The following is a 12,906-nucleotide window of genomic DNA, read 5'->3' as shown; positions in this document are numbered from 1 at the left end:
TGTCGAAAATTTCGACGATTGCGGATTAATTTAATGGCTATTTCAATTAAAACCCCTGAAGAAATCGAAAAAATGCGCGTCGCCGGCCGTCTTGCCGCTGAAGTGCTGGAAATGATCGCACCGCACGTGGTGCCTGGTGTCACCACCGGTGAACTGGACCGCCTCTGCCACGAACACATTACGCAGAAGCAACAGGCAATTTCTGCCTGCCTCGGTTATCACGGCTTCCCGAAATCAGTATGTATTTCGGTGAATGAAGTGGTTTGTCACGGTATCCCAAGCGACGATCGTGTGTTGAAAGAGGGCGACGTGGTTAACGTGGATGTCACGGTGATCAAAGATGAGTACCACGGTGATACCTCTAAAATGTTCATCGTCGGGAAACCTACCATTCAGGGCGAACGCCTGTGTCGCGTCACTCAGGAAAGCCTATATATCGCGCTGCGCCTGGTGAAACCGGGCATTCGTCTGCGTGAGCTAGGTCGGGCGATTCAGCAGTATGTGGAAGCGCAGGATTTCTCGGTGGTGCGCGAATATTGCGGTCACGGTATCGGCAAAGGCTTCCATGAAGAGCCGCAGGTGCTGCATTACGACGCTGACGACAGCGGCGTGGTGCTGCAAGCAGGTATGACATTCACCGTTGAGCCGATGGTCAATGCCGGTGATTACCGCATCCGCACCATGAAGGATGGCTGGACCGTGAAAACCAAAGATCGCAGCTTGTCCGCGCAGTATGAGCATACTATTGTGGTGACAGAAAACGGCTGTGAGATTCTGACGCTGCGTGAAGACGACACCATTCCAGCGGTGCTCGAAAACGTCGTGTAATTATCTCCCTGACAGTACCAGGCCGGCTTATAGCTGGCCTTTTTTATGTGCGTAATGATGAGGCATGTTGATGAGTGGTAGCGTGACCGAAGCAGTACACAAAGGCCTGACCGATTCCCCCGCCAGCTGGCCCGATGAAGCCCTGACGCGCGACAAGCTCAAACAGTATCTTGAGCAGTTTCACCAGCATCTCGGCATCGCGTTTGATGCGGGCACCGATATCGAATCATTGATTGATGCGCGCACATTGTTTATCGACCGCCTATTACGTCGCTTGTGGCGCTTTTTTGGTTTTGACCAGCTGAAAGAGATCGCGCTGGTTGCCGTAGGCGGCTACGGTCGCGGCGAACTGCATCCGCTCTCGGATATCGATGTGCTGATCCTTAGTCGCCAACCGCTGGACGAAGCCGCCGCGCAGCGCACCAGCGAACTGTTAACACTGATGTGGGATCTGAAGCTGGAAGTCGGTCACAGCGTGCGTACGCTGGAAGAGTGTTTGCTGGAAGGCTTATCCGATCTGACTGTCGCGACCAACCTGATCGAATCACGCATGCTAACGGGTGACGTGGCGCTGTTTCTCGAACTGCAAAAGAACATCTTCAGCGATGGTTTCTGGCCGTCGTCACGCTTCTTCGCCGCGAAAATCGAAGAGCAGCAGGAACGGCATCAGCGCTATCACGGCACCAGCTACAATCTTGAACCCGATATCAAAAGCAGCCCCGGCGGCCTGCGCGACATTCATACGCTGCAGTGGGTCGCGCGCCGGCATTTTGGCGCCACAACCATGGATGAGATGGTCGGTTTCGGCTTTATTACCGAAGCGGAACGTAATGAAATCAATGAGTGTCAGGAATTCCTGTGGCGCATTCGTTTTGCCCTGCACTTAACGCTGCCGCGCTATGACAACCGCCTGCTGTTCGATCGCCAACTGACCGTTGCCCAGCGCCTTAACTATCTGGGCGAGGTCAACGAGCCGGTTGAGCGCATGATGAAAGACTTTTATCGCGTCACGCGTCGCATCGGCGAACTCAATCAAATGCTGCTGCAACTGTTTGATGAAGCCATTCTGGCGCTGTCGACGACGGAAAAACCGCGCGCCATTGATGATGACTTCCAAATCCGCGGTAATTTAATTGATCTGCGCGATCCCACGCTGTTTGAGCGTGAGCCGCAAGCCATCCTGCGCATGTTCTATGTGATGGTACGCAATGAAAATATCAAAGGCATTTACTCCACCACGCTGCGTCAGCTGCGCTATGCACGTCGCCACCTGAAACAGCCGCTGTGCCATATTCCTGAAGCGCGTGAAACCTTTATGGCCATTCTGCGTCATCCGGGCGCAGTCAAGCGCGCGCTGGTGCCGATGCATCGGCACAGCGTGCTGTGGGCCTATACGCCGCTGTGGGGCAATATCGTCGGCCAGATGCAGTTCGATCTGTTCCACGCTTATACCGTGGATGAACACACCATTCGCGTGCTGCAGAAGCTGGAGAGTTTTGCCGATGAAGCCACGCGCCCGATGCATCCGCTGTGCGTAGAGCTCTGGCCGCGCCTGCCGCAGCCAGAACTGTTGCTGATGGCCGCGCTGCTGCATGATATTGCCAAAGGTCGCAATGGCGATCACTCTATTCTCGGCGCGCAGGATGCGCTGGATTTCGCCGAATTACACGGCCTGAACTCACGTGAAACGCAGCTGGTTGCCTGGCTGGTGCGCCATCATCTGTTGATGTCTGTCACCGCTCAACGCCGTGACATTCAGGATCCCACCGTGATTCAGCAGTTCGCTGAAGTGATGCAGAATGAAAACCGTCTGCGTTATCTGGCGTGCCTGACGGTGTCTGATATCTGCGCCACTAACGAAAGCTTGTGGAACAGCTGGAAGCAAAGTCTGTTGCGCGAGCTGTTCTTTGCCACCGAAAAACAGCTGCGTCGCGGCATGGAAAACAGCCCGGATCTGCGCGAGCGCGTGCGCCATCATCGGCTACAAGCGTTGGCGCTGCTGCGCATGGAGAACCTCGACGAAGAGCGCCTGCACCATATCTGGAGCCGCTGCCGTGCCGACTATTTCCTGCGCCACACGCCGAATCAGCTCGCCTGGCACGCGCGTCATTTAATTCATCACGATCTCAACAAGCCGCTGGTGTTGGTTAGCCCACAGGCTACGCGCGGCGGCACCGAGATCTTTATCTGGAGCCCGGATCGCCCGCACCTGTTTGCGGCGGTGGCTGGCGAATTGGATCGTCGCAACCTCAGCGTGCATGATGCGCAAATATTTACCAGCCGCGACGGCATGGCGATGGATACCTTTATTGTGCTGGAGCCCGACGGCAGCCCGCTGGCCGCCGATCGCCATCCGCTGATCATCCAGGCGCTGGAACAGGCCATCACGCAAACCGAATGGGTGCCGCCGCGCACGCGCCGGCAGTCAGCGCGTCTCAAGCATTTCAGCGTTGATACCGAGGTCAATTTCCTGCCAACGCACACCGATCGCCGCAGCTATCTGGAGTTAGTCGCGCTCGATCAGCCCGGCTTGCTGGCGCGCGTGGGTGAAGTGTTTGCCGATCTCGGCGTGTCGCTGCACGGTGCGCGCATCAGTACAATTGGTGAGCGGGTTGAGGATCTTTTCATCCTCGCCGATAGCGAGCGACGTGCGCTGGGGGTCGAAATGCGCGATGTGTTGCAACAGAGGTTGACAGAGGCCCTTAATCCAAACGATAAACTCTAATCTCCCCGTCATCATTCGAACCGCAGGGGCGTTGGCTTTCCTCGCTCGACCTGGTCACATACTGATGTATGCTCCCAGGCTCTCGCTGCGTCGCCGCCTACCTGCAGCTTGAATGATTTAGGGGAGATATTTTAATCATGTCCGTATTTACGGACATCCGCTATGACAGAATCAGGAAATAAATATGCAACAGTTACAGAGCGTTATCGAATCTGCCTTTGAGCGCCGCGCCGACATCACGCCATCTAGCGTAGACGGTGCAACCCGTGATGCTATCAACCAGGTTATCGGCCTGCTGGATAGCGGTGAACTGCGCGTTTCTGAAAAGATCAACGGAGAATGGGTAACGCATCAGTGGCTGAAGAAAGCTGTGCTGTTGTCGTTCCGCATTAACGACAACCAGGTGATGGAAGGCTCTGAAACCCGTTTCTACGACAAAGTGCCAATGAAATTTGCTGGCTGGGATGAAGCGCGCTTCAAGAACGCCGGTTTCCGTGTGGTGCCACCGGCTGCCGTGCGTCAGGGCGCATTCATCGCACGCAACACCGTGCTGATGCCGTCTTACGTCAATATCGGTGCGTACGTTGATGAAGGTACCATGGTTGATACCTGGGCCACGGTCGGTTCATGTGCGCAGATCGGTAAAAACGTGCACCTGTCTGGCGGCGTGGGCATCGGTGGCGTGCTGGAACCGCTGCAGGCCAACCCAACTATCATCGAAGATAACTGCTTCATCGGTGCACGTTCAGAAATCGTTGAAGGCGTGATCGTAGAAGAAGGCTCAGTGATTTCGATGGGCGTGTACATCGGCCAGAGCACCAAAATCTTTGACCGCGAAACCGGCGAAGTACATTACGGCCGCGTACCCGCGGGTTCAGTGGTGGTTTCAGGTAACCTGCCGTCAAAAGATGGTAGCTACAGCCTGTACTGCGCAGTCATCGTGAAAAAAGTTGATGCTAAAACCCTTAGCAAAACAGGCATTAACGAACTGCTGCGCAGCATCGACTAAGTTTCTTCTGCCGCAAAACTTTCCCAACGGGCCTATATTCAGGCCCGTAATTATTTGTTTACACTCCCGCTTGAATTACCTGTTTCGCGCCGCGAATTAACACGTGCGTTTATTTTTCAAACAGTTCATAATCCGCGCCAAGTTAACTCCGGTCGCGCACTGTTCATCCCGGTTTTTGTGTCTACAGTTGATTAAGTATGCCGTAAGCGTTCCGGTTGCCGCGTTCCTGCTGCATCCCGAATGATGATGATAGTCCTGCGCGCTCACCCACTCTTAGATGGAATATAAACGCTATGTACGACAACCTGAAAAGCTTAGGTATCAGCAACCCTGACGACATCGACCGTTACAGCCTGCGTCAGGAAGCTAACAACGACATTCTTAAAATCTACTTCCGCAAAGACAAAGGTGAATTCTTTGCGAAAAGCGTGAAGTTCAAATACCCGCGTCAGCGTAAAACGGTTGTCGCCGATCACACCAGCCAGGGTTACAAAGAAGTTCAGGAAATCAGCCCGAACCTGCGTTACGTGATCGATGAGCTGGACCAGATTTGCCAGCGCGACCAGGTTGAAGTAGATCTGAAGCGTAAAATCCTGGCGGATCTGCGCCATCTGGAAAGCGTGGTCTCCAACAAGATCGCTGAAATCGAATCTGACCTCGATCAGCTGACCCGCAACAACCGTTAATTTCGCGCTTTAGATAAGAGGCCAGCTAATGCTGGCCTTTTTTATTGCTGCTGATAAGGCAGCGAAAGCAGCCAGCTGTCACGCTGCGCCTGCATTACCGCGCCACGCTTGTTATTAGTCCATGTTTCCTGCGTGATCCACCGCTGATAACGCGGCTGCTGCAAGCTGTTGTCGGCCGCTGAAAGCAATGGAATCACACGTTCACTAACACGATCACGATTTTTCCACGGCCAGACTTTGCTGGCATCGCTGTACGGTGCCATCGCGTCTAGCGCATCCAGCAGCGAACCGCTTTGCTGGCGGCTATGCCATAAATCCCCCAGCCCCGCTTTTTTGGCCAACTGCGCCACTGCGGTCAGCGCCTGCAGATTGAAATAGCTGTAATGGAACGATCGCGTGCGCGCCAGCTCGGCAGGTTGGCTGCCATCGGCGCGGATTTGCAGCGCGATTTTACTGCGCGCCAGCTCAACCATCGCTTTTACCGTCTCACGATCGTCCAAATACCACGCGATCCCCGCCACCTGGGTGCAATACCAACTGCCATGATTATTCGCCGCCGCCGCTTCTTTCTGTGCTAACGGATTGTGCAGCAGCCAGTGCAGATAGTCGCTGAACCACTGCTGCATCGCTTTCTCATCGGAAGGCTGCCAGCCGGGCGCGTGACGCAATAAAGTGAGCGCATCCACCACGCGCGTGGCGAAATAACGCCCGTCCAGAACGCCATCGTGGCGGCCCGCAGAACGGCCCGGAATGCCTTGCGCAAAATTAAGGTTGGGATGCATGCGGCTGGAGGGCGTAATAAACCAGTGGCGCATCATCGCCAACGCTTTATCGGCATAGCGTTGATCGCCGGAGAAGTACCAGGCCAGCGCCAGCGCCTGGAAATCGGCGGTAAAGCGCGCCAGCCGCACGCCATCGCTCTGGTTGTTCTTGCTGGCGGGATTCACTTCCCCATCGCGGCGCTGCCACGGCAGGCCATCAGCTTTGCTGGCGTCCGGCCACCAGTAGGCGCTTAAGCTTAGATAATCCTGCTTTGAACCACTCGGTGGCAGCATACCTTTGTCGGTGACGCTGGGATTAGCATGTTTTAGCGCCCTATCCGCCTGCTGTTGCAGTTGATGCCAGGCTTCGAGCGTCGGCGGCGCAGCCTGCTGCTCAGCGAGTTGTTGTTTAACCCGTTGCAGATCGTTTAAAGAGAGAAAAGCCGGATCGTTGGCAAAACTAAGCGCGCTAAACAGCCACAACAACGCAATCCACGCCCTGATCATTAACTCTGCTCATCCAGTTGAAGCGCCACGTACAGCAGTAGCCGATCGTCAAAGTTACCCAGATCGAGTCCGGTTAGCTCGGAAATACGGTTGAGGCGATACTCCAGCGTATTGCGATGAATAAACAGCGCGCGCGCGGTCGCGCTAGGTTGCACGTTGTGGCTGAACCATGCCACCAGCGTACGCCGTAATAAACCGTTGTTATCCATACTTTTGAGTTTCGCCAGCGGGCGCGCCAGCTCATTGGCCTGCCAGCCGCCGCGTAAACTGTCGAGCAGCACCGGCAGCACCAGATCCTGATAAAAATAGCTGCGCTGATCGGGCATGCGTTGTTTACCCACCATCATGGTGGTACGCGCGGTGCGGTACGAGCGTGCAATGCTGCCGGGGCCGGTAAAGTAGTTGCCAAGCGCGATGCGCATGCGCACCTGCCCGCTCTCCTTCATCCGCTGCAGCAGTTGATCCACTCGCCGGCGATGATCGTCGTGATCGTAGCGACCATGCGCATTGAGCGCCGGCTTGAGCACCACCATTTCGGTCAGCGAAACAATCGCAATCAGGTTGTCGCGTTCCGGCGTAGTCAACAACGTTTGCAGCTGCTGCAGTTCTGACATAGCGCTATCGACGCCAAGTTGACCGCTATCCACTTCCACCACCGCGACCACGCGCGGCTGATTGAGATCGATGCCCAGCCGCTGCGCCCATTCGCTCAGCGCCGGCGATAAAGTTTCGCTGCGCACCAGATTCAGCACCAGCTCTTCACGCAGGCGGCTGTCCTGCGCCAGCATATGCAGCAAACGCGCCTGCTCCAGCATCATTTCGGCGGTCATACACACCAGCTCGCCGTAGTGACGCAGCGTGGCCGGTTGGCCGGTCAAGCCGATTACGCCGACGATATCGCCATCAATGCGCAGCGGTAAATTAATCCCGGGACGCACGCCGTGCAGATGTTTTGCCACCGCCTCGTCGATGTCCACTACGCGACCCTGCGACAGCACCAGCAGCGCGCCTTCGTGCAATTCGCCAATACGCTCACGATCGCCGCTGCCGATGATGCGACCGCGTGCATCCATCACGTTGACATTGCTATCAATAATTTGCATGGTGCGGGCAACAATATCCTGAGCCAGTCGCGCATCGAGATGATAGGTGGCCATCAAACACTCCGGAGGTAAGGACGAACCGACAGAATACGCATCCATTAAGGCGCTGACATTGTGCAACTGCACATAGCCAGAAGGATTATGCGGGATTTGCGGTGGACGTCACATTCATTACCGGACATTTGCCCAGGCGTAAAAAAGGCGAGCCGAAGCTCGCCTGCCATTAACAACCGGAAACTTACTGCATCAGCAGATACAGGCTGCTATCTCCGCGCTGCACGTTCAGTGCCAGCACTGAAGGCTTGGTGTCGAGCACCTTACGCAGTTCGCCGAGATTAGCCACCGCTTGCTGGTTCACACCGAGGATGACATCACCTTTCTTCAGGCCGATACGCGCCGCTGCGCTACCCGCTTTCACATTATCAACTCGCACGCCTTTCTGGCCGTTTGTGTCGATATTGCTGAGATCGGCGCCTTCAATACCGGTGTAAATGGTGGCGGACTGCACCTTCTCCTGCGAGCTCTGCTGCAGTTCAACCGTGACGTTCACCGGTTTGCCCTCACGCAGCAGACCCAGCTGCAGCTTAGTGCCCACCGGCAGCGAGCCGACTTCAGCACGCAACGCCGCGAAGCTGGTCAGGGCTTTACCGTTCATTGACACCACCACGTCACCGGCCTTCACGCCAGCTTTCGCCGCGGCAGAGTTTGGCAGTACCTGGCTGACAAAGGCGCCGCGCTGCGCATCAACTTTCATCGCTTTCGCCAGTTCGGAGTTAAGCTCGGTGCCCATAATGCCCAGCTCGCCGCGTTTCACCTGACCATATTCCACCATCTGCGCGGTCAGGTTTTTCACCATTGAGCTTGGGATAGCAAAGCCGATGCCGATGTTGCCGCCGTCCGGCGCCAGAATCGCGGTGTTAATACCGATCAGCTCACCGTTGAGGTTAACCAGCGCACCGCCGGAGTTACCGCGGTTAATCGCCGCATCGGTCTGGATAAAGTTTTCATAATTCTCAACGTTCAGGCCGCTTCGACCCAGTGCGGAAACGATACCTGAGGTGACCGTTTCGCCAAGACCATACGGGTTACCAATCGCCACGGTGTAATCACCGACGCGCAGGTTGTCAGAATCGGCAATCTTAATTGCAGTAAGGTTTTTCGCATCCTGCAGCTGAATCAACGCGATATCAGATTGCGGATCTTTGCCGATCACTTTGGCGTCGTAGCGACGACCATCGCTCAGCTGAACCTGAATTTTGGTGGCGTTGTCCACCACGTGGTTGTTGGTAACGACATAACCTTTATCTGCATTGATCACCACGCCGGAACCCAGCGCGCGGAACTGCTGTTTCTGCGCGTTGGCACCGCCCTCTGCGCCACCACCCTCACCGCCGCCGTTCTGGCACATCGGTGAGCTCTGGAACGGAGAACCGTCCTGGCAGAACGGTGAATTATCACCAAAGAATTGCTGGAACTGCTGAGGCATGCGTGGGGTTTTAACCGTGGTGCTGCCTTCAACGCTGATGCTCACCACGGAAGGCATGACTTTTTCCAGCATCGGTGCCAGGCTTGGCAACTGTTGGCTCGAAGAAGACGCTGTCTCCGCTGCGAATGCACTCACAGGACCCATTGCCGCGCCGAAACTCAGCGCCAACGCCAGCATAATTGTGTTTTTTTTCATTTATCTGTGTCTCTCTAAGAAGTACGGCCAGACCATTGCTGTGGTCGTGATGATGAGATTAAGTTTTTAGCGCGAAGTTCCTAATAAAGTTTTAGGCAAAGGTAAAAAATTGTTCTTCGTCTTTACAAATCCGCGCTTATTCCACCGCCATCAAACGACGATATTCATCCCAGGCATAATTGTCTGTCATTCCACTAATGTAGTCCTGAATCAGGCGCGCACGATAATAACGTTCCCACAACAAACGCTGATATTTATGCTCAACGATTAATGAACGCATGTGTTGTTGATAAGCTTTACGGTGTTTTCCGGAAAGCTTATGAAACAGACGGGTTTCAATCGGATGCTTTGCCAGGAAATCATCGTTCATTAACGTGGTAAATTGCTCATAATCCAGCAACAGCAAGGATTGATATATCTCCAGCAGCCCTTTAATCACGCGGTAGCCCTGCAACTCCAGCTGCTCGACTTCCGGATGATTAAACACCTGCTGGCGTGCAACCGTCTTAAATAAGTTAAGCAAGCGCCCTTCTTCACCGTCATCTTCCAATAATGCATGATTGAAATTGCCTTCGAAAATAGCGGGCAGATTATCGATAAAACGCCGTACCGCATGGCTAACTAATACGTTCTGCACATTAACCCGCAGCGACATAAAGAATTGATCGCTGATACTGCGACGCTTTTTCTGATTGGCCTCTTTCCATGCATCACCGATGGTGCGGCTGAAGACATCACCGTTTTTGACCGTCCCCCAGGCCTCGAGCAAATGCTTATACAGCGTTTCAACATGGAAGATATCTTTTTCCACCGCGTCATCAAGATCGGCGATGCAATAAGAGATATCATCGGCGGCTTCCATTATCCAGGTCAGGGGAAAACGATGATGCTCTTTAATATTTGTCGCGTCACGTAACTCGGCAACATATTCGCGTTCGGATAAGTAGAAACCCGGTTTCTTCATTAACACGCTAAACTCAGCCGGTTTATCACCTTGCCACCATGCCGGTGCGGTATATTTCAAAATACAGGCAACCTGCGCGTAGCTGAGATTAAGTTGCAGCAGCGTATGCACCAGGCGAATCGCTTGCGCATTGCCTTCAAAGTGGCATAAATCCTGGCGGATCATGGCATTTAATTGGTCGAATGCTGAGCGTGCAATATCGTCGCCAACCCCGGCTACCAGCGGATCGACTAATTCAGCAGGCAGGTTATCATCGAACCAATCATTGATCGCCGCTTCACCGAAATGACCAAAAGGCGGATTGCCGACATCGTGTAGCAGGCAGGCCATTTCAATCAGGCTTTCAAACGCGCCTTCAAACTCATTCAGCCCATAATTCGCCAGTCCGCCGCCCTGCGTTTTCAGCGCTTGCAGAATCTCTTTGGTGATATAACGCCCGGTTTGCTGCACTTCCAGTGAATGCGTCAGACGCGAACGCACTGCGGCATTGCGTTCCAGCGGGAATACCTGAGTTTTCTGTTGCAGACGGCGAATGGCAGCGGAGTTAATAATGCGTCCACGATCGCTCTCAAAATGGCGGGTAATATAGTATTCCCCTTCGGGATCTTTGCGGCTGGTATAAGGGCGGGTGAAACTGATCTTCTTCCTGAAATTGATCGTCGCCATAATTACCCCTTATTTTTTCGTGAATTCTTCCTCAATCAGCCATGTTAGACTATGCCTCACTTTTGCGGGTTACATCCATTAAATTAGCGAGATTCTTATGAAAGTAGGCATTATTGGCGCGATGGAGCAGGAAGTTACCCTGCTGCGTGACAAAATTGAAAACCGCCAGACACTTACGCTGGCTGGCTGCGAAATTTACACCGGCACGCTGAACGGTGTTGAAGTGGCGCTGCTGAAATCAGGCATTGGTAAAGTCGCTGCCGCGCTGGGTACCACGCTGCTGCTTGAACTGTGCAAACCCGATGTGGTGATTAATACCGGTTCTGCGGGCGGATTGGCATCAACGCTGAAAGTGGGCGATATCGTGGTATCAGATGAAGTGCGTTATCACGATGCGGATGTTACCGCCTTCGGCTATGAACCAGGCCAAATGGCCGGTTGCCCTGCTGCCTTCGCTGCAGATGACAAACTGATTGCGGCCGCCGAGCAGGTTATTAAGCAACTCGATCTCAACGCAGTGCGCGGTTTAGTGGTGAGCGGCGATGCGTTTATCAACGGTGCCGAGCCATTGGCGCGCATCCGTAGCACCTTCCCGCAGGCGATTGCGGTAGAGATGGAAGCCACGGCGATTGGCCATGTTTGCCATCAATTTAACGTGCCATTCGTGGTGGTACGCGCTATTTCTGACGTTGCCGATCAAGAGTCTCATCTCAGCTTCGATGAGTTCCTCAGCGTTGCGGCAAAACAATCTTCGCTGATGGTAGAAAACCTGCTGGCGCAGCTGGCGCGTGGCTAAACATCTTCTGCTCGGGCTATTGCTGCTGTGCAATAGCCTGTTCGCCGCCGCACCACGCGTTATCACCCTTTCACCTCATTTAACCGAGTTGGCCTTTGCTGCCGGCATTACGCCGGTCGCGGTCAGCGCTTTCTCTGATTATCCGGCGCCAGCCAGGGCGCTGGAACAGGTAGCAAACTGGCAGGGCATCAACGTTGAACGTATTCTGCAACTCAAGCCGGATGTGGTGCTGGCGTGGCGTGGCGGTAATCCGCAACGGCAAATCGAACAGTTGCAACGTTTCGGCCTTAAAGTTGAGTGGATTGATCCGCAAACCCTCGATCAAATGATTGATGCGCTGGCCGGATTACAGCAGTGGAGTCCGCAGCCGCAGCAGGCCATTGATGCCGCCCAGACATTACGGGCACAGGAGGTGGCGCTGCGGCAACAGTATCAGCACGGCGCGCCGATAGCGCTGTTTTTGCAGTTTGGCCAGCAGCCGCTGTTTACCGCTGCGCGCAACACCATGCAGAATCAGGTAATTGAGTTGTGTGGCGGAAGGAATATTTTCGCTGATAGCGCCGTTAGCTGGCCGCAGGTAAGTCGTGAGCAGGTGCTGATGCGCCATCCGCAGGCGATTGTCATCGGCGGTGACGCAACGCAGGCCGTCAGCATCGCCAAATTCTGGCAGCCGCAGCTTACTGTGCCGGTGATTGCCATCAATGACGACTGGCTGAGCCGCCCCGGCCCACGCATGCTACTGGCAGCGAAACAGCTGTGTGCGAATTTACATCCGGCGAAAAATAACACCAAAAAAGATTAAAGATCCGGCAGAAATTGTCGTTGATCATAATACAAGGCGCAGCGGCCACGTATGCTCTGTGCCCATTTTAGCGCTTAGCGCAATTTTGTCTTCACCAGGAACTATTCATGACCAGAGCTCTGCTGCTGGCCATAGGGCTCGTGATCGCTGCGCCATTGAATGCGGCTACCTCAACCGGCTCTATTGCCGTCACCTTGACGTTATTCTCACGTTGCGATATTTCGCGCCAGAATGAACATACTCTGCCGAGCATTGACTGCGGACGCCACTTCAGCGCGCAACCACGTATTACCGAAAGGATACTAAAACGCGATGCACAACGCCGCGAATCGGCGCGCTTAGTGACTATTGAGTGGTAGGAACCTGGCTACCAGAACG

At 54.4% G+C, this 12,906-nt stretch carries 11 protein-coding genes; 7 read left to right on the top strand and 4 right to left on the bottom strand.

Going from position 1 to position 12,906, the window contains the following annotated elements; translation table 11 throughout:
* Positions 1–33: 33 nt before the first annotated feature.
* From map to WH298_RS13530, 4 genes are all read left to right on the top strand, one after another.
* Positions 34–828, top strand: a complete 795-nt coding sequence (map, locus tag WH298_RS13545) for a type I methionyl aminopeptidase (protein WP_180823090.1) — start codon at positions 34–36, stop codon at positions 826–828.
* A 70-nt stretch (positions 829–898) separates the two neighbouring features.
* Positions 899–3,553 (top strand): bifunctional uridylyltransferase/uridylyl-removing protein GlnD, encoded by a 2,655-nt coding sequence (glnD, locus tag WH298_RS13540; protein WP_007893896.1) that lies wholly within the window; start codon positions 899–901, stop codon positions 3,551–3,553.
* Between the two features lie 184 nt (positions 3,554–3,737).
* Positions 3,738–4,562, top strand: a complete 825-nt coding sequence (gene dapD / locus WH298_RS13535; RefSeq protein WP_049851491.1) for a 2,3,4,5-tetrahydropyridine-2,6-dicarboxylate N-succinyltransferase — start codon at positions 3,738–3,740, stop codon at positions 4,560–4,562.
* A 293-nt stretch (positions 4,563–4,855) separates the two neighbouring features.
* A complete protein-coding gene (locus tag WH298_RS13530) occupies positions 4,856–5,248 on the top strand; it encodes a DUF3461 family protein (RefSeq protein WP_007893894.1) in 393 nt (130 codons plus the stop codon).
* Between the two features lie 41 nt (positions 5,249–5,289).
* Here the strand turns inward: WH298_RS13530 and WH298_RS13525 are convergent, their stop codons facing one another.
* The 4 genes from WH298_RS13525 to dgt form a co-directional block, all read right to left on the bottom strand.
* Positions 5,290–6,516 carry an alginate lyase family protein gene (locus WH298_RS13525; protein WP_180823089.1) on the bottom strand — a complete coding sequence of 409 codons (1,227 nt, stop codon included), beginning with the start codon at positions 6,514–6,516 and terminating at the stop codon, positions 5,290–5,292.
* The gene (locus WH298_RS13520; RefSeq protein ID WP_180823088.1) at positions 6,516–7,673 is read right to left on the bottom strand and encodes a CdaR family transcriptional regulator; all 1,158 of its coding nucleotides are present in this window, start codon (positions 7,671–7,673) and stop codon (positions 6,516–6,518) included. The genes WH298_RS13525 and WH298_RS13520 overlap by 1 nt, the downstream gene beginning before the upstream one ends.
* A gap of 184 nt (positions 7,674–7,857) precedes the next feature.
* Entirely contained in the window at positions 7,858–9,300 is a 1,443-nt protein-coding gene (gene degP / locus WH298_RS13515) for a serine endoprotease DegP (protein WP_049851489.1), read from the bottom strand.
* A 136-nt stretch (positions 9,301–9,436) separates the two neighbouring features.
* Entirely contained in the window at positions 9,437–10,930 is a 1,494-nt protein-coding gene (dgt, locus tag WH298_RS13510; RefSeq protein ID WP_180823087.1) for a dGTPase, read from the bottom strand.
* A gap of 97 nt (positions 10,931–11,027) precedes the next feature.
* On the opposite strand from dgt, the gene mtnN reads away from it, so the two are divergent.
* The 3 genes from mtnN (at position 11,028) to WH298_RS13495 (ending at position 12,887) form a co-directional block, all read left to right on the top strand.
* Positions 11,028–11,726 (top strand): 5'-methylthioadenosine/S-adenosylhomocysteine nucleosidase, encoded by a 699-nt coding sequence (mtnN, locus tag WH298_RS13505; protein WP_049851487.1) that lies wholly within the window; start codon positions 11,028–11,030, stop codon positions 11,724–11,726.
* Complete coding sequence (btuF, locus tag WH298_RS13500) at positions 11,719–12,528, top strand: vitamin B12 ABC transporter substrate-binding protein BtuF (RefSeq protein WP_180823086.1); 810 nt, start codon at positions 11,719–11,721, stop codon at positions 12,526–12,528. Before mtnN ends, btuF begins: the two co-directional genes overlap by 8 nt.
* 107 nt (positions 12,529–12,635) lie before the next feature.
* The gene (locus tag WH298_RS13495; protein ID WP_180823085.1) at positions 12,636–12,887 is read left to right on the top strand and encodes a hypothetical protein; all 252 of its coding nucleotides are present in this window, start codon (positions 12,636–12,638) and stop codon (positions 12,885–12,887) included.
* The last annotated feature ends 19 nt before the right edge of the window (positions 12,888–12,906 follow it).

It is taken from the genome of Pantoea nemavictus, from assembly GCF_037479095.1.
Classification (GTDB): domain Bacteria; phylum Pseudomonadota; class Gammaproteobacteria; order Enterobacterales; family Enterobacteriaceae; genus Pantoea; species Pantoea nemavictus.
Note: the sequence above shows the minus strand (reverse complement) of the source record. Positions and strands in the feature narration are given on the sequence as shown.